18 protein-coding genes are annotated in these 20,617 nt (G+C 51.6%); 7 read left to right on the top strand and 11 right to left on the bottom strand.

Annotation, left to right across the window (positions count from 1 at the left end; translation table 11 throughout):
• Positions 1–25: 25 nt before the first annotated feature.
• Positions 26–505 carry an ATP-binding protein gene (locus tag AYJ59_RS12170; RefSeq protein ID WP_127120223.1) on the top strand — a complete coding sequence of 160 codons (480 nt, stop codon included), beginning with the start codon at positions 26–28 and terminating at the stop codon, positions 503–505.
• The gene (locus tag AYJ59_RS12165; RefSeq protein ID WP_127120222.1) at positions 506–1,198 is read left to right on the top strand and encodes a sulfite exporter TauE/SafE family protein; all 693 of its coding nucleotides are present in this window, start codon (positions 506–508) and stop codon (positions 1,196–1,198) included.
• Between the two features lie 69 nt (positions 1,199–1,267).
• Here the strand turns inward: AYJ59_RS12165 and AYJ59_RS12160 are convergent, their stop codons facing one another.
• From AYJ59_RS12160 to rep, 9 genes are all read right to left on the bottom strand, one after another.
• Positions 1,268–2,548, bottom strand: a complete 1,281-nt coding sequence (locus AYJ59_RS12160; RefSeq protein WP_237260337.1) for a TolC family outer membrane protein — start codon at positions 2,546–2,548, stop codon at positions 1,268–1,270.
• 98 nt (positions 2,549–2,646) lie between these two features.
• Complete coding sequence (locus tag AYJ59_RS12155; RefSeq protein ID WP_051673527.1) at positions 2,647–3,255, bottom strand: response regulator transcription factor; 609 nt, start codon at positions 3,253–3,255, stop codon at positions 2,647–2,649.
• Positions 3,256–3,304: 49 nt separating this feature from the next.
• Positions 3,305–4,666: an HlyD family type I secretion periplasmic adaptor subunit gene (locus tag AYJ59_RS12150; RefSeq protein WP_237260336.1), complete on the bottom strand. Its 1,362-nt coding sequence runs from the start codon at positions 4,664–4,666 to the stop codon at positions 3,305–3,307.
• A gap of 1 nt (position 4,667) precedes the next feature.
• Entirely contained in the window at positions 4,668–6,887 is a 2,220-nt protein-coding gene (locus AYJ59_RS12145) for a type I secretion system permease/ATPase (protein WP_237260335.1), read from the bottom strand.
• A 105-nt stretch (positions 6,888–6,992) separates the two neighbouring features.
• Positions 6,993–8,930: a bifunctional diguanylate cyclase/phosphodiesterase gene (locus AYJ59_RS12140; RefSeq protein ID WP_127120221.1), complete on the bottom strand. Its 1,938-nt coding sequence runs from the start codon at positions 8,928–8,930 to the stop codon at positions 6,993–6,995.
• A 64-nt stretch (positions 8,931–8,994) separates the two neighbouring features.
• The gene (locus tag AYJ59_RS12135; RefSeq protein ID WP_029939499.1) at positions 8,995–9,645 is read right to left on the bottom strand and encodes a transglutaminase-like cysteine peptidase; all 651 of its coding nucleotides are present in this window, start codon (positions 9,643–9,645) and stop codon (positions 8,995–8,997) included.
• Positions 9,646–9,673: 28 nt separating this feature from the next.
• Complete coding sequence (locus tag AYJ59_RS12130) at positions 9,674–10,621, bottom strand: OmpA family protein (protein WP_051673528.1); 948 nt, start codon at positions 10,619–10,621, stop codon at positions 9,674–9,676.
• 126 nt (positions 10,622–10,747) lie between these two features.
• Entirely contained in the window at positions 10,748–11,935 is a 1,188-nt protein-coding gene (locus AYJ59_RS12125; protein WP_029939501.1) for an iron-containing alcohol dehydrogenase, read from the bottom strand.
• Between the two features lie 13 nt (positions 11,936–11,948).
• A complete protein-coding gene (rep, locus tag AYJ59_RS12120; RefSeq protein WP_029939502.1) occupies positions 11,949–13,982 on the bottom strand; it encodes a DNA helicase Rep in 2,034 nt (677 codons plus the stop codon).
• A 166-nt stretch (positions 13,983–14,148) separates the two neighbouring features.
• Between rep and AYJ59_RS12115 the strand changes: the two genes are divergently transcribed.
• From AYJ59_RS12115 to truD, 4 genes are all read left to right on the top strand, one after another.
• On the top strand, positions 14,149–14,730 hold the full coding sequence (locus AYJ59_RS12115; protein ID WP_029939503.1) for a class I SAM-dependent methyltransferase: 582 nt from the start codon (positions 14,149–14,151) through the stop codon (positions 14,728–14,730).
• Positions 14,731–14,838: 108 nt separating this feature from the next.
• Positions 14,839–15,759, top strand: a complete 921-nt coding sequence (locus tag AYJ59_RS12110; RefSeq protein WP_029939504.1) for a Tim44 domain-containing protein — start codon at positions 14,839–14,841, stop codon at positions 15,757–15,759.
• Positions 15,760–15,854: 95 nt separating this feature from the next.
• Positions 15,855–16,313, top strand: coding sequence for a hypothetical protein (locus AYJ59_RS12105; protein ID WP_051673529.1), 459 nt, complete (start codon positions 15,855–15,857; stop codon positions 16,311–16,313).
• Between the two features lie 84 nt (positions 16,314–16,397).
• On the top strand, positions 16,398–17,453 hold the full coding sequence (gene truD, locus AYJ59_RS12100) for a tRNA pseudouridine(13) synthase TruD (protein ID WP_127120220.1): 1,056 nt from the start codon (positions 16,398–16,400) through the stop codon (positions 17,451–17,453).
• A 42-nt stretch (positions 17,454–17,495) separates the two neighbouring features.
• Here truD and hisI read toward each other — a convergent pair whose 3' ends face one another.
• Positions 17,496–17,957, bottom strand: coding sequence for a phosphoribosyl-AMP cyclohydrolase (gene hisI / locus AYJ59_RS12095; RefSeq protein WP_127120219.1), 462 nt, complete (start codon positions 17,955–17,957; stop codon positions 17,496–17,498).
• A 9-nt stretch (positions 17,958–17,966) separates the two neighbouring features.
• A complete protein-coding gene (locus tag AYJ59_RS12090; RefSeq protein WP_127120218.1) occupies positions 17,967–19,046 on the bottom strand; it encodes a 3'-5' exonuclease in 1,080 nt (359 codons plus the stop codon).
• A gap of 342 nt (positions 19,047–19,388) precedes the next feature.
• Between AYJ59_RS12090 and doeB2 the strand changes: the two genes are divergently transcribed.
• Positions 19,389–20,561, top strand: a complete 1,173-nt coding sequence (doeB2, locus tag AYJ59_RS12085) for a N(2)-acetyl-L-2,4-diaminobutanoate deacetylase DoeB2 (protein ID WP_127120217.1) — start codon at positions 19,389–19,391, stop codon at positions 20,559–20,561.
• Positions 20,562–20,617 lie beyond the last annotated feature (56 nt).

Genomic DNA, 20,617 nt, shown 5'->3' with positions numbered 1-20,617 from the left:
AGATTATCAATTAATTTTGTAGAAAATGGCATTTTTACTCCCGATATTATCATTTAATTTTGTATTTGACAGCTGCTCCGACACGCCAGAGCAAATCAGTCGTTATCGCCAGAAGATTTCCGGGCCTTTGCTGGATCGCATTGATTGCCATTTGGAAGTGCCACCGGTGGATTTTGAGGCCTTAAGCGGTAAGCCGGAAGCGGGCGCTGAAACCAGTGCGCGAATTCGGGCAAGAGTCGAGCAATGTCAGGCTTTGCAGTATGACCGTCAAGGTTGCTTAAATACCGCGCTGACCTCTAAGCAGTTGGAGGCGCTGGTAGTATTAGATTCCGATTCCAAGCAGCTTTTGGAACAAGCGATGAATCGTTTGGGGCTTTCAGCACGTGGGTACCACCGAATTTTAAGAGTGGCCAGAACTCTGGCCGACATGATAGGGCAAGAGGCTGTGCAAACGGCCCAGCTGGCCGAAGCGATTTCTTACCGCAGCATGGACAAAACGCAATAAATGACCGAATCGATTTATTTAACGGCGCTAATCGTCGGATTGTTGGGCGGCGTCCATTGCTTAGGCATGTGCGGCGGCGTGGTGGGGGCTTTGACGTTCAACCTGAAGCCGGAAGTGCAACTGAGTTGGTGGCGCATGTTACCGTATCAATTAAGCTATAACCTGGGACGTATCAGCAGTTATGTTTTGATTGGCGCCTTGTTCGGCTTTCTCGGCAGTTCCTTGGTGTCGCTGGCGACATTCTTGCCGTTGCAACAAACCCTGCAAGTCGTGGCCGGGGTGTTTATGGTGGTGCTTGGCTTGTATTTAGGCGGTTGGTGGAACGGTCTAGTGGTCATTGAAAAAAGCGGCCAGGGTATTTGGAAGCGGTTGGCGCCGTTGACGCAGAAAATGATACCGATTCGCACAATTGGCCAGGCCTGGTTGTATGGCATGGTGTGGGGTTGGTTGCCGTGCGGTTTGGTCTACAGTATGTTGATTATGGCATTGAGTGCCGGTGGCGCGTTGGAAGGCGGTTTGGTGATGCTGGCGTTTGGTTTGGGTACTTTGCCGAATCTCTTGTTGATGGGTACCTTTGTGTTTTTCTTCACCCGACTGGCGAGGAATAACCTGGTACGTAAAGTGGCTGGAGGTTTAGTGATGGTGATGGGGTTCGGGCAACTGTATTTAGCCTACAGCGTTCAAGTGGCCTAGCTTTTTGACCAGAAACTGACGCTCATAAAAAAAGCCCCGATTCGGGGCTTTTTTTATGACGTTGTCGGACTATTCGTCGGTATGTTCTTCTTCCGCTTCGATGAAGCTGTACTTAATGCCCAACTCGTCAAGCAGGTGGCCGGTTCCCGCCAGAATACGATATTTGGCGTTTAACTGGTCTGCTTCATTGGTGATCAATGTCCGCATGGCTGAAATGTATTCGTTTTCGGTGTTGAGCAAATCGAGTAGGGAACGGCGCCCCAAACTGAATTGTTTACGGTAACCGAGCAGGGTTTCATGCGTCAGTTTGATGTGCTGGTTGACGTATTCCAACTGATTGCCGATGTATTCGTTGGCGTTCCAGGCGTAGCGAAGGTTTTCAATGATCTGGCGGCGGGTATTGTTACGGATTTCCGTCGCTTGATGGTATTGGCTGGACGTCTGTTTACGGGTGGCGGCATCGCGTCCACCGTTGTAAAGGTTATAAGACATGACGACCATGGCCTGTAGGTTATTGTTTTCGCCTTCAATCCCGTCAATATTATGGTCCAGTCGTTGCCCTACTTCCAAATCAATTTTCGGATAATAGTTTTTTCCGGACGCTTCGTATTGCATGCGTGCCTCGGCGATGTCGGCATTGGCCGATTTCATCGTTGGGTGATCCAATAATGCGGTATTGGTGGCCTCATCGATGTTTTTCGGCATCTTGGCTCGGAAAGAGGGTTTAATCAAATCGTTGTCCGGCTGACGCCCTAAAATACGACGGAATTTGGCGCGGGCGTCGTAGAAGTTGTTTTCCGCCGCGCCGTAATTTGATTGCGCCAATGCAAGACGTGCTTGGGCTTGGTCAACTTCCACTTGGTTACCGATGCCGGCTTCGGCACGCTTTTTAATCTGGTCGAAGATTTTCAAGTGAGTGTCCAGGTTGCTTTGCGCCAAGTCCAAAAGCTCTTGTTCTTTCAGCAGATTGACATAGGCCTGAGCCATTTCCAAGGCAATGTCGTTGGCCTTGGCAATGGTTTTGTAAGCCTGAGCATCCAAACGGTATTTCTGACGGGCGACTTCGTCTTGGGTGCCAAAGCCTTCGAAGAGGTTTTGGGTCAGCAAGATTTGCGCTTCGCGCCGCATCAGCCCGTCGCCTTGGTTGTTTAGACCTGGTTTGTCGACTTCCTCATATCCGTAGCCGGCGTAAATGTCGAGCTTTGGATAATAACCGCCTTGAGCGCCTCTGACTTCGGCTTCAATCGCGCGGTAACCTTTGACTTCCTGACGGAAGTCCGGGTTGTGGATGATGGCGTCTTCAATCGCTTCCTTGATGGTAATCGCTTGAATTTGCGGGGATAGGCTCATGAGTACCACACTGAGAGCCGATATCCGAATAGAGTGTTTATATTTCTGGATCATAGTCGTCATTCTTTATCTTTTTTAAGTTTAAAGTGCATTATTTTTCAATTGGGCCAATTCTGGAGTTTGATCACCAGATTCAAACGGTCCTTGGCTTCTAGTTTTTCAAGAATACTGTGCATATGTGCTTTGACCGTGCGTTCACTGATATGCATAAGCTCGGCAATCTCTTGATTGGTTTTGCCGAGCAGTACCGACTCCGCTGTTTCGATTTCGCGGTCCGACAGTTGCTCTTTCCAAGAGGTGTCTTTCCGGTTTACCGGGTTGGAAACGGCTTGAATCAGGGACTGCATCACGCCTTGCCCCAACCAGATATTACCCGCCAAAACGGTCTCGACCGCTTGGTTGATGCGTTCTGTTTGGGCAAAGGTGTTCAAGTAGCCTTTGATGCCTTTTTGGAACCATTGCACGCCTTCTTGTGGCGACGGCATATTGGAAAACAATATGACGGTAAAGCCATGGCGAAGCATGGTTTCAATTTTTTGTTGTTCCGTTTCCGACTCGGGCAACTGCACGAGCAAAAGCGCCGAATCGGTGCTGTATTCCGCTTGGTCAATGTCCAGTGTATACAGAATCTTTTTGGTCAAGTCGGTGGCCTGCGACCAATTCTTTAACGCATGCGGATCTTGTACATAGAGTAGCAACTGCTTCATGAGAGTCTCTGGCCTCATTCATTCTTATATTTTTTAGGTTTCTGACTTCTTAGGATTCTCTTAAAGCCAAATCTTTTGCTTTGATAATCGGTTTCATCAGGTATTCCAAAATCGTATGTTTGCCGACGACAACGTCAACGGTTGCGGTCATGCCCGGTAACAGATAAAGCGGGTCTTTTTCGGTTCCTAGATAGTTCTTGTCCGTTTTGATTCGTGCGATGTAGAAGCTGTTGCCTTCTTCATCCTGAATGGTATCGGCGGAGATTTTTTCCACCGTGCCTTCCAAGCCGCCGTAAATCGCAAAATCATAGGCCGTGAATTTCACCTTGGCCTTTAGGCCCGGGTAAACAAAGCCGATGTCGGCGGGCAGAATTTTGGTTTCCAGAACCAGAGAGTCATCACGTGGAACGATTTTGACGATGTCGCTTCCCGGTTGCACCACTTCGCCGATGGTGGTGACCAGCAATTCGCTGATGGTGCCGTTAACCGGTGAAGTGATGTTGGTTCGACGCACCCGGTCTTCCAGCGCGGTTTTCGAGCTTTCCAATTGTGCGAGTTTGGCGAGTACCGTATTCAATTCCTGCTGGGCGTCGTTGCGGAATTTTTGTTCGGCTTCTTTACGCTTATTGATGGATTCCTCGATAATCGACTTGAGTCGGGGAATCGAGTTTTCCGTGGTCTGCAATTTGGAGTAAGCTTCGGTGGCTTCACGTTGTGTTTTAAGTAAGTCGACTTCGGAGGCAATGCCGTCTTTGACCAGCGGCTGCATGATTTCGATTTCTTTTTTCAACAAGTCATAGGACTTGGAAAGTTGTGTGAATTGGTTGTAGGCTTCTTGCAAGTCGGACCGGTTCTGTTTGATTTTTTCCGCCAGGATGTGTTTGGTGGTTTCCAAGTGTTGCAATTGATTTTCATACAGTTGCTGTTCCCGCTCGAACATCTTGATGACCTCTGGGTCGTCGGTCCGAGGCTCCAGTTTGAACTCTTTACCGAACGCCTGGGCAGACAAACGGGCGGCTTGAGCCTGCAAATCATAGAGTTGCGACTCGGTTTCGTCGTAGGAACTCGAGAACTGGGTATTGTCGAGCTTGAGCAAAATCTGGTCTTTCTGAACAGCATCGCCGGAGTGGACGAAAATATTTTCAACAATGCCGCCTTCCAGATTCTGCACGACTTGGATTTTAGTGGACGGCACGACTTTGCCTTCGCCACGAACGATTTTGTCGAGTTCGGCATAATTGGCCCAGATAATCAGCCAGATGATGACCAAAAACATCACCCAGACAATCATTTGTGACTTGATGGTCGGCTTTTCCAGCGCGGCCTGACTCAAGCTCGACATGAACGCCAAATCCGCATCGGATACCTGCGGCGGATGATTCTGTGAATGGTTACGTTGCTTTTCTGTCATGTTAATTTTGCTTGTTTATACGCCCTGTTTTCAGAGCCTCCAGTACGCTCGCTTTCGAACCGTCGGCGATGACTTTTCCGTTGTCCATGACGATTAACCGGTCCACCAGTTGCAAGAGACTCATTTTGTGGGTCACGACAATGCTGGTGTTTTTGATGGTGCCTTTTTTCAAACGGTCAATCATGGTTTGTTCGGTTTTGGCATCCATTGCATTGGTCGGTTCGTCGAACAGGTAAATCGGGCTTTGCAGCAATAAAGCTCGAGCCACGCCGATGCTTTGGCGCTGTCCGCCGGACAGTGAACTGCCGCCTTCGTTGATTTTCAAACTGTAACCGGAAGGATGGGTTTTAATGAAATCGTCCACGCCTGCCAGACGGGCGGCTTTCAGAATTTGGTCGTCTTCGACATAGGGAGCGCGATAGGCAATGTTTTCGCGCACATCACCACTGAACAGCGTGACGTCCTGAGGTACGTAATTGATGTTGCGTCGCAATTCGGCCGGATCGAGCTGGGTGATGTCGATGCCGTCAATCAGGATGGAACCGGAGTCCGGGTGGTAAAACCCTAAAATCAGCTTTTCGATGGTGGATTTGCCCGAGCCGATGCGTCCGATAATGCCGACTTTTTCACCAGGCTCGATTTTAAATGAGACGTTGTTCAGTGCCTGTTTGCTTTCGCCCGGATAAGTGAAGGAGACGTCAACGAACTCGATGCTGCCGTCAAACACCGGGTGTTGGATGAAGCGTTTTTCCAACGGGCGTTCGATTTCTTTTTTCATTAATTCGTTCAAGGAATCCAACGCCGTTTTGGTCTGGTGGTAAGAGGACGTCAGGTTGGCGAACTGTCCCATGGGGCCAATGGCACGCTGGCTTAGCATTACCGCGGCAATCAGGCCACCCATGGTCATGTCACCGTCTTTGATGAAATACACGCCGGCCAGAATCACCAGGACGGTACTCATTTGTTGCAGGAACCCGGTCATACGTCCGATAGAGCTTTGCAGCATTTTGGATTTCAAACTGGCGCGGGCGATTTCCCCGACGGCTTGTTCCCATTTCCATTGGGAGTGGGCTTCCACCCCTAAGGATTTAATGGTTTCGATTGCGGTCAGGGTTTCAATCAGAACCGCGTTTTTTTGTGCGGAAGCTTCATAGGTGGCTTCGACGCTTTTACGAATCGGCCCTTTCATCAACAGGCTGTATATCAGGATGAAAGCGATGATGGCGATCGGCACCAGAACGATGGTGCCGGCAATGTAGAAGATGACCAGTAGGAAAATAATCACGAAGGGCAAATCGACCAGAGAGGCGATGGTGCCGGAGGTGAAAAAGTTGCGGATGCTGTCGAATTCTTTCAGGTTGTTTGCGAAGGCACCGATGGAACCTTGCCGGTTGGCCATGGTCAGCCCCAAGGTTTGTTCGAAGAGTTTGGACGACATGATGACGTCGCTTTTCTTGCCGGCGATTTCCAGGAAGTACGACCGCAGGAATTTCAGCAAGATGTCGAACATGTAGACGACACTGATCCCGATGGCCAGCACCCATAACGATTCCACGGCATTATTGGGGACGATGCGGTCGTAGACGTTCATGACGAACAAAGGGTTGGCCAGCACGAACAGGTTGATGATGACCGAGGCAATCAGAACGTCGCGGTAAATGCCTTTGTTTTCCCAGAAGGTGTGCCAGAACCAGTGGCCTTTGTTGGCGTGTACCAGGTTTTCTTTTTTGGAGGCCTGTTGGAATTTTTCGGTGAAATAAACCGCGTAGCCCAGATAATCTTCATTCAGTTTGTCGAGTGAGACGTGTCGACGACCGTCCGGGGCTTCCGATAGAATGATGGTGGCTTGTTCGGTTTCGTAGTCTATCTTTTCCAGCAGGCAGGCCTGGTTGTTTTTCAATGTCAGGATACAGGGCAGCACCAGATTCGGAATGTCCGTCAAGGCGCGTTGTTTGAAACTTGCGATAATGTTGGCGCGTTCCGCGGCACGGATGAACAATTCCGGGGTCAGGCGTTCCTTGTCGGCAATGGGTAAGCCCGACAACAGCGCATCTTTGGAGAAAGGGCGACGGTTGAGTTTGGTGTAAAGCACCAAACAATCCAGTAGCGGGTCTTTGAAATCGACGCCATTCGTTGCTTGCGAGGCCTGGTTTTGCTCCGGGGCCACGCGCGCTTCTTCCGCTGGTGTGTTCGTCGTCTGTTGTGAGGTTTTGTCTACCACGTTAATTTAAGGTTCCTGTACCCAAGTCTATTCCGGATTATAGATAAGTTATTCGTTTTGAATAGAGTATAGTTTTTTTACTTAATTTGCCATCAAAATCGTTGATTATAAAGGTTTTGGTGCACCATAGTAATATCCTTGGAAGTGCTGGATTCCCAGTTCGTTGAATGCGGAAATCTGCGCTTCGTTTTCCACCGACATGGCGATGATCTGAATATCCAGACTGTGACACATTTCACACAAGCTGGAAACGTAGTTTTGAGTCTGTTCGTCCCTCTCGATAGCTTTGGTGAAAGCGGCGTCCAGCTTGATGTAGTTTGGCCGCAACTCCTGCAGGTAGTTCATATTGGTGAAGTGACTGCCGAAGTGGTCGATGCCGAACGAGAAAGACAGGTTTTTCAGTTTTTCGATTAACGGCCAGGTCTGGGCTTTATTGTGACTGATCATGGTTTCGGTCATTTCGAACGCCAGCGTATTCGGGCGCACACCTTTTAGAATGGTCAACAACCATTGCTGGAAAGTGTCGTTTTCAATCACCGATTCGGTCAGGTTGATGGCCAGACAGCCCAAGTCGGATTGAGGACGTTTTTGCAGGTGCTGCAAGGCCAGCTCGATGACCAGGCGGTCAATGCTTTCCATCAGGTTCAATTCCGCGACGGCCGGCATGAAGTAGCCAGCTGAATGGATGTGTCCATTGGTGTCTTTCAAACGAATCAATAATTCCTGATCGTGTACCTGGCGATTGGCATCGTAAGCGGATTGCTGGAAAAGCACAAAACGCTGTTCGTTGATGGCGGACGTTAAAATGTCGTTCCAGGCCTCGCCGTGTTGGTCAACCTCGTTTTCTTCGTGGCCGTAGAAACACACACCGAGTTGCTTATCGTGTCCCTCGGAAATGGCGAAATCGAGCCTGGACAGTAGTTGGCCGCGCTGGTCGCCCGGTTGGTAATCCACCAGGCCTGCCAACAGCGTTACCGGGGCATCATCCGCTTTGAGTTCCGCCAGAATTTCCGGCAAGCTGGCTTGTACCGCTTCCGCTGGGGCTTTAACGTTTTTGCCGGCCAGTGAAGGGAGGACAGCAATCAATTCGGTGCCGTTCAAACGGGCATACAGCGCTTCCTTGCTGTGGAGTTCGGCGCGCATTTTATCGGCCAGCATTTTGACCAGTTTATCCCCGATCAGATAACCGAAACGGTCGTTCAATTCTTTCAAGCCGTCGATGCGCAATAGAAAAATTGCTCCGGCCGTGGCTTCGGTCTGGTCATCCAGCAGGGCATCGACATTCATTTCGAAGTGCAGGCGGTTACTCATGCCGGTCACGCTGTCCTGATACGCCATTTTTTGCAGTTTTTCGGCGTTTTGGGCATCGCGCTCGAACACTTCTTTCATTTTATGGACCATGGCGTTCATCGCGGAAACGACCCGCTTAAATTCGATGGTGGAGGGCAAGGTGTCTTGTAACAGGTATTCTTTTCGGACGATGGCTTCGGCTTGTTTCTCCATTTTCTTCAGCGGTTTCAGCATCACTTTCAGGGCATAAATGGCCAGGCCTGTCGCAATCAGGGTAGCCAAACCGAACCAGATCAATAGGTTAATGGCGGTTTTCCACAGTTCGATGTAGGCGTAGCCGGGATGGCTTTGCACGGTCAGGGTGCCCACCGGAATCCAGCCGGATTGAATCAGAGCGGTGGCATCGGGCGCTTTGATGGAAATCAGCTGGATGAACCACTGCGGAATGCCTTCGATTTTTTGCGGGTTGGCGCGTTCGTATATAAGTTGCTCGTCGACATCAATCAGGGTGATGTGGGAGTAATAACCACGGTCAAAAACAGCATTGATCATGGTTTCCATGCTGGATGGGTCTTCCGGGTCGGCGACCGAGCTTAAGGATAAGCCGAGTGATGTGGCGGTGTCTTGAGCGTGTGATTGTAGCTGCGCTTCCAAAAAAGAACGGGTGTTGTTCAGGTTGAGTAAGAAGGTACCCAGCAAGACGATCACCAGCATGGAGGCGATAAAAATAATCATCTGTTTACTTAAGCTCATGAATCTTTCCTTTTTTGAAGGCCGTTTGCATTCAGTTTGTTTTTCGGAGAAGGGGGTAATAATTTCATCGCATCTTCTCCAGCAGTGAGTTCCAGTTTTTCAATTTATCGGTGCCGCCATCGACGGACTTTCCTTTGCCACGTTGTTTCGACAGCCAGAGGCCGTCACCGTTGAAGCTGTATATCGGAATCAAGTCACGGCGTTGGCTGGCTTTCATGATGCGGTCGTTGATATTGTCGAGTACCAGCGGTTCCGATTTGGGGGTTTTGAAATAGGTTAACACCATGTGGGCCTGTTTCAGGCGGATGGCTTTAACGTAAGTCAGGTAGAGCTTTTCTTCCGGAACGCCCATCGCCTTGAGCGTGAAGTATTTGGCAATGACGAAATCTTCACAGTCACCGGCATCGGTGCCCAGAAATTCGGTGGGCGTGGCCCAGTAGTCGTCCTGTTTCCAATGTTTTTTATCGGTGGTGAAGGTAGCGCCATTGAAGAAATCGTTCACCCGTTGCAGTTTGAGTCGCTCCGGCTTGTTGATGTTGTTTTCCACCAGTTTTTGCCAGGCCTCAAGGCGGCGGGCGGCCAGAGGGCCGTATTTTTCTTTGGCTTTTTCGATTTCGGCCGGGGTGATGACGGTTGGCGATGTGGAGGGAGCGGCCCAAGACAAGCTCATAATGCCGAAGATAATGGGAATTATCAGCTTGAATCTGGGCAGCATTGCAATCCTATCGTCCGGAAAACGGAAGCTATTGTTGATAGCGGTTATAGTGCTTCATTTTCTCCGGAAGTTCAAGCTTGGCGCCTTTTGGAATCAAGCGCTTATCCATGATCTTGAACTCGATTCGACGGTTTTTCTGGCGACCGGCTGCGGTGGCATTCGAAGCCACTGGACTGGCTTCCCCCTGACCGTCAAGGAGAATCACGTTGTCCGGATAATTGAAGTTTTTCACCAGGTAATGCTTGGTCGAATTGGCACGATTCCAGGACAGCTTGATGTTGCTGGCCGCGCTGCCTTGGCTATCCGTGTAACCGGTAATCAACACGATTTCATTGCTGTCCAGCGCACGCAGACGGCTGATGTCCTTATCGAGAATCGGCTTCTGGTCGGCGCGGATTTCATAAGAACCGGTGTTGAACACGATGTTCGTGACCACCAGCGTTTCCGGTTTACAGCCGTATTTGTTGACGATACTGCCAGGCGGCGAATTCGGGCATTGGTCTTCCTGGTCGATGACGCCATCGCCGTCGGCATCGTTGTTCACCTTACAGCCGACTTTGTCGACTTTGGTGCCCAAAGGGGTGCCCGGACACTGATCTTGGCTATCCAGTACCTTGTCCTTATCGGCATCGCCTTCACAGCCCAGGAAGTTGACCTTGATGCCTTTCGGTGTATTCGGGCATTGGTCGGTACGATCGTAGACACCGTCACCGTCGGAATCCAGTTCACAACCCAGCTCATTGACCTTATAACCGAATTCGGTATTCGGACATTGATCGAGTTGGTCCGGTACGCCGTCCTGGTCAAGGTCCTTGTAATAGGTTTTGACTTGCTTGGAGGCGTCTTCATCCTGTTCGATGGTGGTGATGGCGTGCGGTGTTTCATCGGAAGATTGAGTGTCTTCGGCCAAAGCGTGTGACATCCAGAGTGCCGACGCCAACGTCAGATAAAACGCGGTGGAAAGATGGAATTTCATGGTGTTGTGCAACCTTTAATGAATTTTTATTATTTCGTATTTTTCAGGATTTTATCGTAAAGCCTGCGTAAAAAAAAGGGTAAAAGAAGTTCAAAAAAGCCTGGGTTGTTCCAGGTCAATTTTTGGTTAGAGTGCTGTGTTTAACGCTTCTTTTAAAGCTTGGTCCGATAATGTCAGCGGATTGCCCAGCATGCTACCGGAACGGCAGTTTTGTAATATCGGGGCCAGGTTGTCCTTCGTCAGTCCGTAATGGCTTAAACCGTCCGGGCTATAGGTCGCCGCCAGTCGGTTTAAATTGTCGATTAAATCTTGCAGCTGCTCAGGTTGGTTGTCGGCACTGGAACCGTACAGGATCGCAATCGCGGCGTACTTCGCCAAAACGGCAGGAGCATGCGGTTCATTCGACGCTTGCAAGGCTTCAATGTTGGCTTGGGTGATGGGGGCGAGTAGCCGCGCGCAAACCGCTCCGTGCGGGGCTTCGAAGAAAGCGCCGGTCGGTCCGGCCAGTCCGTGCACGGCACCGAGTCCGGCATTCGCTAAGGTGATCCCTGATAGACTGGCCGCCAGCATCAAGTTTCCGTAAGCGGTTTGGCGCTCAGTTTTCGAACCGTTTTTGATGGTCTCGAAAGCGCCTTTAAATAAGGTCATGCCCTGCCAGGCCAGGGCATCGGTAATGGGGTTGGCTTTCAGCGTGGTGTAGGATTCCAGTAGCTGAGTGAAAGCGTCCAGCCCGGTGGTGTAGAGGACGTTTTGGGGGCAGGTTTGTAGAAAGCTGGGGTCCAGCCAAACGTCTTGGGCGAGCAGCTTTTCACTGCGAAAGGATTTTTTAAATTCGCCCAGGCGTGACAAGACCGCATTTTTGGTGGTTTCACTGCCGGTGCCGGCGGTAGTGGGCATGGCAATAAAGGGTAGGGTGTCGCCCTCCAAAGACCGTCCTTTGCCCACACCTTCCAGATAATCCATTACCGAGGTGCGGCTAGGAATCAAGCCGGCTACGGCTTTAGCGGCGTCGAGCACGCTGCCGCCGCCCACCCCCAATACGGCTTGTGCATGGTCAGGGCAGGCCTGGACGATTTCATCCACCAGTTCCGGTGAAGGTTCGCCGGAGACCGTGAAGGCCGACACGCGGATGTTTTCGGCTTGCAATTGTCGAATCAAGTCATCGGCATATTCGCCAGGCCTGGTCAAAAACCGCCCGGAAATCAACACCACAGATTGGAAGCCCTGTTCGGCGATAGCGGCGGCGAATTGGTCGCGTAAACCCCAGCCAAAACGAATTTTCGGAAGGTTGGCGATTTGAAAGTCGGCGATCATGGCGTTGTCCTGTTTATCCGGGGTTTAACATGGCTTTAAGGTTGTCCAAATGGGCGTTGCCGGTGATTTTTTGCTCTTCGGGCGATAATTCCACACCGGGTTTGCCTTCCCACTGTAACAATTCCGACGGCAGTTCTTCCAGGAAACGGCTCGGTTCGCACTTGGTTTCCTCGCCGTATTTCTTGCGTTTCTTGGCGTAGGTCATGGTCAGGCTGCGCTTGGCACGGGTGATGCCGACGTAGGCTAAGCGACGTTCTTCTTCCAAGCCGGGCGATTCCAAATTCTGTTTGTGGGGCAGTAATTCCTCTTCCATACCGATGAGGAATACATGCGGGAACTCCAGCCCTTTGGAGGCATGCAGGGTCATCAAGGTGACCATATTGGGTTCGGTGTCTTCCTCGTTGCGCTCCATCATGTCCATCAACGTCATGTGGGCGACGATTTTTTCCAACTTGAGTTCGTCGCCGTCCTCTTCGAATGCCTTGTCGATGATGCGCTCAATCCACAGCAACAGGTCGCGCACGTTTTCAATGCGTTTTTCGGCCGCGCGTGGCGTGTTGCTGGTTTCGTGCAGCCAGTTATCGTATTCCAGTTTTTCAATCAATTGGCGTACGAAAGAGGTGACTTCCTTGCCTTGCAAGGCATCGGCTTCCTGTGCCCAAGACAACAATAGGTTGCCGAAATGCTGCACCCGTTGCAACGCTTTGTCGCTCAGGACGGTGCTGAGGCCGAGTTCCTGAGTGGCGTCAAACAGGCTGACGTCACGCTTGGTGGCGTACCCGGCCAGCTTTTCCAACGTGGAAGCGCCGATTTCGCGGCGCGGCGTATTGACGATGCGCAGGAAGGCGGCATCGTCGTCCGGGTTGACGATGAGTTTCAGGTAACTCATGACGTCTTTGATTTCCGCCTTGTCGAAAAAGGATTGGCCGCCGGACAGCTTGTACGGAATGTTCTGTTCACGCAGGGCGCGTTCGAACAGACGCGATTGGAAGTTGCCGCGATAAAGGATGGCGTAATCCTTGAATTGGGTTTTGTGCTTGAATTTGTGCACGATGATTTCGGAAATCACCCGTTCCGCTTCGTGGTTTTCGTCGTTGCAGGCCAGTACGCGCAGCATGTCACCCATGCCCATTTCCGACCACAGCGATTTTTCGAACACGTGCGGGTTGTTGGCAATCAAGGCGTTGGCCGCTTGCAGGATGCGGTTGCTGGAACGGTAGTTCTGTTCCAGCTTGATGACTTCCAGACTCGGGAAATCTTCTTTCAATAACACCAGGTTTTCCGGCTGGGCACCGCGCCAGGCGTAGATGGATTGGTCGTCGTCGCCCACCACCGTGAATTTGGCGCGCACGCCGACCAATTGTTTGACCAGTTCGTATTGTGCGGCGTTGGTGTCCTGGTATTCGTCCACCAGCAAATAACGCACCCGGTTTTGCCATTTATCGAGAATGTCCGGGTTGTCATTGAATAATCGCACCGGCAGCCCGATCAAGTCGTCGAAATCCACTGAATTATAGGCGTGCAATTGCTTTTGGTAATAGTCGTAGAGAATGGCGCGGGCCTGTTGCAGGTTGTCTTCCGCCAACTCCAGCGCCTGTTGCGGGTTGATGTGGGCGTTTTTCCAATTGGAAATGTCCCATTGCACGCCGTCCAGTTCTTCTTCGCTGAGCTGCTGCTTTTTCATCAGCTCCTTGAGAATCTGTTTGGTGTCGGTGGCGTCCATAATCGAAAAGTTCGATTTGTACCCCAGCGCCTTGTATTCCTGGCGAATGATATTCAAGCCGAGGTTGTGGAAGGTCGATACGTTCAAGCCCTTGCTCGGGTCGTTTTTCAACAGCTTGCTGACCCGCTCTTTCATCTCTTTCGCCGCCTTGTTGGTGAAGGTCAGGGCGTAGATGTGATGCGGTTGAACGTCGTGCTTGCGAATCAAGTGCGCGATTTTTTCGGTGATGACGCGTGTTTTGCCCGAACCGGCCCCGGCCAAAACCAATGCTGGGGTTTCCACGTGCATGACGCCTTTTAATTGTCTGTCGTTCAATCCAAACATCGGGGAAAATCGATTCTCGTGCCGTAAAAAAGATACAATATGATACCAGAATGCCGCTGCGTGCTCGGGTGAGAAATGCGCTCGGCGCGGATAATTTTTTGCAAAGCGTTTCCGAAAGTCATCGCCGTGGCGAGCGCTGAAATCGGGACAAAGATGGATAACCGGAATGAGTAGCATCGAACAGCTCAAGCAAGACATTGTTTTTGAAACGGAATTGAAAGGCAAGCCCCTGACGTTTCACACCACTTGGGGCATTTTCAGCCCGCGGGAAATTGACGCCGGGACCTTGTTGCTTTTAAAACACCTCGATTTGCAACCGCAGGAAACCGCGCTGGACATCGGTTGCGGTTACGGCCCGATTGGATTGGCCATTGCCGCTAATGCCAGCGGTGAGGTGCATATGGTGGACAAGGATTTTGTCGCCGTGGACTACGCGAATCAAAACGCGCAACGCAACGGTTTAACGCACGCCAAGGCTTATTTGTCGAACGGCTTGAGCGCTGTGCCGCAGGACTTGCAGTTCACCACGGTGGTGTCGAACATTCCGGCCAAAGTCGGTAAAGAAATGCTCAGCATTCTGTTACACGACGTGCATCGGCAGTTGGCACCGGGCGGTCAATTTGTGGTGGTGACCATCAACGGCTTGCGACAATACATGAAGCGCAATTTCATGGAGGTGTTCGGCAACTATGACAAGGTCAAGCAAGGTAAGGATTACACCATTTCGCGTTGCGTGAAATCGTCCTAATTCATCAATACCATCGGGCGCTCTGCTAATATCCCTTGGTTTGATGGCTTTATTTTTAATGCATTACCGATACAATCAACAGCAGACTTAACGAAAATAGGTTTTACCATGAAAAAAATTACTCTTTGGTTGTCGATGATGACCTTTACCTTTTTTGCCACCATGCAGACCGCGGAAGCGAAGCGTTTCGGTGGTGGTAGCAGTTTTGGGTATTCCAAAAAAGTGGCGCCGAAGCAATACAATTCCACGTCCAAACCGGCGTCTAAACCCTCGGCGGCCAATACCACGACGGCTGCGGGGACGAAAACGTCCGGCGCTTCGCGGTTTTTAGGGCCGTTGGCCGGCATTGCAGCGGGTGGCTTGTTAGCGGCCATGTTGTTCGGTGACGGCTTCGAGGGGATTCAGTTATTGGATATTTTGCTGATTGCGTTCCTGGCCTTTATTTTGTTTAGCCTGTTTCGCCGCCGTGCCGGCGCGCATCAAACCGCTTATTCCGGTCACCGCGGACAAGAACCGTCGTCTTATGACGCAACTTCGTCGCCCTACCAAACCCGTGAAGCCGCCACCATGGACTATTCGTCGCACACCCGTCAAACCGGTGAAAGCATCATCGGTTCCGGGCTGTCGGATGATGCCGAGCCGGTGCAGGTGAAGCCGGACTGGTTCGATGAAGCGCGTTTTATCGAAGACGCCCGGTCGCATTTCGTTGCAGTGCAAAAGGCTTGGGATGCCTTGGATGCCAAAGAATTGCAGGATTACTGCACGCCGGAACTTTATAACGCCTTGAAGGTGGAGATGGCGCAATTGCAAGTGGGCACAAACCATACCGAAGTGGATGAGTTGAATGCCGATATCGCCGATTTGGCGATTGATGGCGATTACTTCATCGTCAGCGTACGCTTCAGCGGCTTTATCAAAGAAGAGGCCGACGGCTTTGCCCATGCCTTCAATGAAATCTGGCACATTCGCCGTCTGGCGGAAGGGCGTGGGCCTTGGCAAATCGCTGGGATTCAACAGAACGATCTTTAAATGCCGTGGCGTAACCCCTTGAAAAATTAATGGGTTTGCCAAAAATGGCGCCATTGAGTATAGTGGCACGGAATCTTATTGAGGAGGAAAATAAGGTGTCGGGATGGAATCTTGTAAAACGCCCAGGCCTGGTGGTAATCGGGTTATTGGTGTTGCTATTGAGCGCTTGCTCCAAACCACCGGTGGAACTGACTTCGGTGAAGATCGTCGATAATCTGGATCGCGGCTCAGGCAACTTCGACCGCATGTTGCAGATTTGTTTTACCGAACCGTTACGCGCCGATTATTATCACCATGCGGTGCTGATTTCCAATCAAGGGTTTAAGATCGAGGGTGGCAGTATGTTGCGCCCTTTGGCGTCCGATCCGGATAATAAGTGCCAATTGCGCAACCTCTATAATTATGTCGGCAAAAATTCGCCGCCGGGCGTACGTGAAATGATTAAAGAATTCATGGTGCCGGGCAATGTGAATCAGGTGTTGATTCAGATTTATGACGAGCAGCCGACCGGTAATGAACTGCCGATTGAAGAAAAGTTGTTTCGAAATATTTAACGACCAATGACCTCTCGTTTGCGTTTGGAAGTCTAATTTAAAAAACCGCCAGGCCTGGCGGTTTTTGTTTTTTGAGAGAAGCCCATGTCCGACCCGCTTTACCCGACCGATTTACACGCTTTGGCCTATGTGGATGGCCTGCCACCGGCGCGTGCCGTCCTGAAAGCCGACCCGGCCGATTTCGTGGTGGAAGAACAACTGGCTTATACTTTGAGTGGCGAAGGCGAGCATCTCTGGGTGTGGGTGGAAAAAACCGGTCAGAACACGGATTGGGTGGCGAAGCAGTTGGCGAAATGGGCCGGTATTGCGCCGAAAAACGTCGGTGTGGCCGGGAAGAAAGACCGCCAAGCCGTGACCTATCAATGGATGAGTTTGCATCTGCCGGGGCAAGCCGACCCGGCGCTTGACGCCTTGTCGGTTCCCGGCGTGCGCATTTTGAAACAGCAGCGCCATCACCGTAAACTGCAAACCGGCGGCCTGTCGGGTAATCGTTTTACGCTGACACTGCGACAGGTGGCGGGCGATAAAGCGGCGTTGGAGGCACGTTTGCAACGCATTCGTGAGCAGGGCGTGCCGAATTATTTTGGTGAACAACGCTTTGGTAACGGGTTTCAGAACCTGCCGAAAGCCACGCAGTTGTTTCAGGGACAGCTTAAGGCGCCGAAGCGCCATCAAAAAAGCCTGTACATTTCCGCGGCGCGTTCCTGGATATTCAATGAAATTCTCAGCCGTCGAATTGAACAAGGCTGTTGGAATCGCGCCTTGCCGGGCGATGTGTTTCAGTTGCAAGGGTCGCAAAAATGGTTTGCCGATGACGGCGATCCGTCGCTGGCGGAACGCGTTGAATCCATGGATTTACACCCCACCGGGGCGTTGACCGGACGCGGGGTTTTGCCGACGCAAGGCGAGGCGTTTCAGCTGGAACAAACGGTGATGGCGCGACATCCGATTTGGCAGGCCGGTTTGGAAAAACTTGGGTTGAAGCAGGAGCGCCGTGCTCTGCGGGTGTGGCCGAAAGCATTGACCTGGCAATGGCCGGATGCGGAAACGCTGAGCGTGTCGTTCGAATTGCCGGCTGGCAGCTACGCGACCATGGTGGTGCGGGAGCTGGTGCAGTTGGAAACCGATTCGGGCAGTTGAACCGGTTCCGCTTTCAATGCGGGCACTATTTTTTGTTACTTTTTACTTTTTGTATAAGTCGTTCGGATCGATGAGTGGATTGGTCAGGATTTCCGCTTCGCTGTCGTGTATGGCGGTATAGAAACAACTTTTGCGTCCGGTGTGGCAAGCGGGCCCGGTTTGGTCGACCAACAGCAGGATGGCATCGCCGTCGCAATCGAAACGCAATTCTTTTAAAACCTGAATCTGACCGGATTCTTCGCCCTTGCGCCAATAGGCCTGACGCGAACGCGACCAATAACAGACACGCCCGGTTTTCAAGGTTTCCTGTAAAGACGCTTCATTCATCCAAGCCATCATCAACACGTCTTTGGTATCGAACTGTTGAGCAATGGCCGGAATAAGCCCATCTTCGTTGTATTTGACTTGCTGCTTGACCGTGTCCCAATCGAACGTATCGCCTTGGCGGGCTTTTTCCAATTGCTTGAAGGTGGGCGCGCTGTTCGGTGTTTCGGTCGATTTCATGACGTGTCCTTAACGTTTGCGCTTCGCTGCGGCAAAGGCCTGTGCGAACGGGTTGTTGGAGATTTCTTCTTTGACCGGCTCCGGTTTCTTGACCTTGACCTGCGATTTACGGCCGCGCAACAGCATGGCTTTGAACAGCTCGGCGGTCGCCTGGGCATCGGCCAAGGCGTCGTGGGCATCTCCCGGGAACGGCTGGCCCATGATTTTTTCATAAGCGTCGGTCAATTTCGGGGTCTTGTAGAACCAGTACATTTTTTCCGATTGCCAGCGCAGCGCGCCGACCAAATCTTTCGACAGCTCCGCCACATCCAGCCAGTCGTTATAGTCCAGCTCGAACGTCAGCATTTTCTTTTCCGAGCTTTTCTGCAGATAGGCGAAGTCGGATTCGGTGCTGTACGCCAGCACCGTGTCGGCTTCCGCCAAGGCCGTATGAATCTGTTCCCAGGCTTCGGTCAGATAAGGCGCATCCTGAACCATCTCGGTACAGATGTTGTGCTTATCGTTTTCCGGAATGTCGTAACCCGGGTTAATCAGTTGGTTCATCACTTCGTTGCCGTCCAAGTCACAGATGGACACCTGGATGATGTCGGCATTGTCTTTGGTGCAAATGTCGGTGGCTTCGATGTCGATGCACACCACTTTGCGCCCTTTGATGGCCTGGTCATGTTCTTTCAGCTTGAACAGGGCGTCGTTACGGCGCTCCTGAATCAGGTTGATGACTTCGGAGCGGGTGAATTCGTTGATGAGGTCGGTCAGTTTGACGCGCAGTTTCTTGACCGATTTGCTCAATGCCTTGCGCACCTCTTCATCGTCACTGGCTTTTTCAATTAGCTGTTTGACGGTGAGGGTCTCATTGCCCACCACCATTTGGTCGAGAATGACGTCGACAATTTTGGCGGTGTCGAATTGATGATCTTCCAAAGGCGGAATGCGCAACGTCGCGCTGATCAGGGCTTTTTCCCCTTTGGCCGGGGAAGCAATCACTTGGATGCCTTTAATGTCGAGTCCGTCGGAAGCCGCTACGGCGACAATGTATTCTTTAATCGGCTGATTGCGTTTATCGATGAAGATCAGTTGGGCGTTGCTCATAATGAAAAATAGGCGTTTTTTAAAAAATGACCGTCATTTTAGCAGGTTGTGGCTTGGGGTGGATGAAAAGTGGTCGGCTTGGCGGATTTCCGGCCAGAAAAACACTCTGACGAAAATTCAGGTTTTTTTGGTGCGATTTGAAACTTTTTGGTGATTTTAATGAAATTTGCCCTCACGGTAGCTGGTATTGTGGAGGTGATAAATATATTTAATTTGTTGAAAATAAAATATTTATTGTATGTTGGTGTTAATTTCTCTTAGGGTGTCATCATAAGCAATCTTTGAAGAGAGGTTCTTTTTTGGGGCAGATTTCCTGTCTCAAACATCTTGAAGGGAGCGGTTATGACTCGCAGTTGGCAGGACATCCTGACAGGTACCATCGAAACGCGCCACTGGTTGCATCGCAACCCGGAGTTGACCTGGGAGGAAGAAAAAACCGCTGACTTCATTCGTGAACGTCTCTCGTCTTTAAATATCCCTTGGCGCGTCTGCGCCACCCACGGTACGGTCGCGACCTTAGCGCCTCAGGCCCGCGGACCGCATCGTGCGTTCCGCGCCGATATGGATGCCTTGCCCATTGAAGAGGCGTCCGGCGTCGATTATGTTTCCTGTCAAACCGGCAAAATGCATGCCTGCGGTCATGACGGCCACACCGCCGCGCTCTTGGCGTGTGCGGAATGGTTTAAGCAGCACGAAACGGTGTTACCCGGCCCGGTCTCACTGGTGTTTCAACCGGCTGAAGAAGGCGGTCACGGTGCCAAAAAAATGATCGAAGACGGCGCTTTGGACGGTGTGGAAGAAATTTTCGGCTGGCATAACTGGCCGGCCATCGAATTTGGCCAGGCCTGCTGTCCGGACGGCGCGGTGATGTCCGGCAACGGCACCTTTGAAATTCATTTAAAAGGTCGGGGCGGGCACGCCTCCCAACCGGAAGCGGCACGAGACCCGGTATTGGCCGCCGCGGCCGTCACCTTGAACCTGCAACAAATCGTCAGCCGCCGTTTGCCGCCGCAAGCGGATGCCGTGGTCAGCGTGACTTCCATTGACGCCATCAGCAATGTCACCGTGATTCCGGAAAACGTCACCTTGGCGGGCAGCATCCGCTTGTCCAGCCCGCAATGGCGCGTTCCCATCAACCAAGCGATTCGGGAAATCGCCGAGCAGACCGCGGCGAGCTACGGCGTTGTCGCCGAGGTCATCACTCGGCCACGTTATGAAGCCACTCTGAATCATCCACCATCCGCCGACGCGGTGCGACGCGTGCTTGAAACCGAATTGGGGCCGGCTTACCCGGCCCAAAACATCATGATGCCGCTCATGGCATCGGAAGACTTCAGTTATTACTTGAATGAAATTCCAGGGGCTTTTGCGCTGATCGGCATGGCCGAAGGTGCGGAAGGCGATCGGCGGTTTGATAAGCCGTGCCATAGCCCCGAATATGTGTTTAATGACCGTGTTTTGGAAACGGTCGTTAAAGTGTTCAGTCGTTTGGCGGGCGCCCCCGTCCCCGGTTAAGGCCGGAAGTGTTTTGAGGCCCTTGTGCGGGTCAGGACTGCTGGTTCGTGCAAAGA

The sequence above is a fragment of the Thiomicrospira sp. S5 genome (genome assembly GCF_003991075.1).
GTDB lineage: Bacteria > Pseudomonadota > Gammaproteobacteria > Thiomicrospirales > Thiomicrospiraceae > Hydrogenovibrio > Hydrogenovibrio thermophilus.
Note: the sequence above shows the minus strand (reverse complement) of the source record. Positions and strands in the feature narration are given on the sequence as shown.

Excerpts from the sequence above, each read along its gene's own strand:
- AYJ59_RS12170 (WP_127120223.1), top strand. The coding sequence starts at position 26 with ATGGCATTTTTACTCCCGATATTATCATTTAATTTTGTATTTGACAGC.
- AYJ59_RS12165 (WP_127120222.1), top strand. The coding sequence starts at position 506 with ATGACCGAATCGATTTATTTAACGGCGCTAATCGTCGGATTGTTGGGC.
- AYJ59_RS12160 (WP_237260337.1), bottom strand. The coding sequence starts at position 2,548 with ATGAGCCTATCCCCGCAAATTCAAGCGATTACCATCAAGGAAGCGATT.
- AYJ59_RS12155 (WP_051673527.1), bottom strand. The coding sequence starts at position 3,255 with ATGAAGCAGTTGCTACTCTATGTACAAGATCCGCATGCGTTAAAGAAT.
- AYJ59_RS12150 (WP_237260336.1), bottom strand. The coding sequence starts at position 4,666 with ATGACAGAAAAGCAACGTAACCATTCACAGAATCATCCGCCGCAGGTA.
- AYJ59_RS12140 (WP_127120221.1), bottom strand. The coding sequence starts at position 8,930 with ATGAGCTTAAGTAAACAGATGATTATTTTTATCGCCTCCATGCTGGTG.
- AYJ59_RS12135 (WP_029939499.1), bottom strand. The coding sequence starts at position 9,645 with ATGCTGCCCAGATTCAAGCTGATAATTCCCATTATCTTCGGCATTATG.
- AYJ59_RS12130 (WP_051673528.1), bottom strand. The coding sequence starts at position 10,621 with ATGAAATTCCATCTTTCCACCGCGTTTTATCTGACGTTGGCGTCGGCA.
- AYJ59_RS12125 (WP_029939501.1), bottom strand. The coding sequence starts at position 11,935 with ATGATCGCCGACTTTCAAATCGCCAACCTTCCGAAAATTCGTTTTGGC.
- rep (WP_029939502.1), bottom strand. The coding sequence starts at position 13,982 with ATGTTTGGATTGAACGACAGACAATTAAAAGGCGTCATGCACGTGGAA.
- AYJ59_RS12115 (WP_029939503.1), top strand. The coding sequence starts at position 14,149 with ATGAGTAGCATCGAACAGCTCAAGCAAGACATTGTTTTTGAAACGGAA.
- AYJ59_RS12110 (WP_029939504.1), top strand. The coding sequence starts at position 14,839 with ATGAAAAAAATTACTCTTTGGTTGTCGATGATGACCTTTACCTTTTTT.
- truD (WP_127120220.1), top strand. The coding sequence starts at position 16,398 with ATGTCCGACCCGCTTTACCCGACCGATTTACACGCTTTGGCCTATGTG.
- hisI (WP_127120219.1), bottom strand. The coding sequence starts at position 17,957 with ATGAAATCGACCGAAACACCGAACAGCGCGCCCACCTTCAAGCAATTG.
- AYJ59_RS12090 (WP_127120218.1), bottom strand. The coding sequence starts at position 19,046 with ATGAGCAACGCCCAACTGATCTTCATCGATAAACGCAATCAGCCGATT.
- doeB2 (WP_127120217.1), top strand. The coding sequence starts at position 19,389 with ATGACTCGCAGTTGGCAGGACATCCTGACAGGTACCATCGAAACGCGC.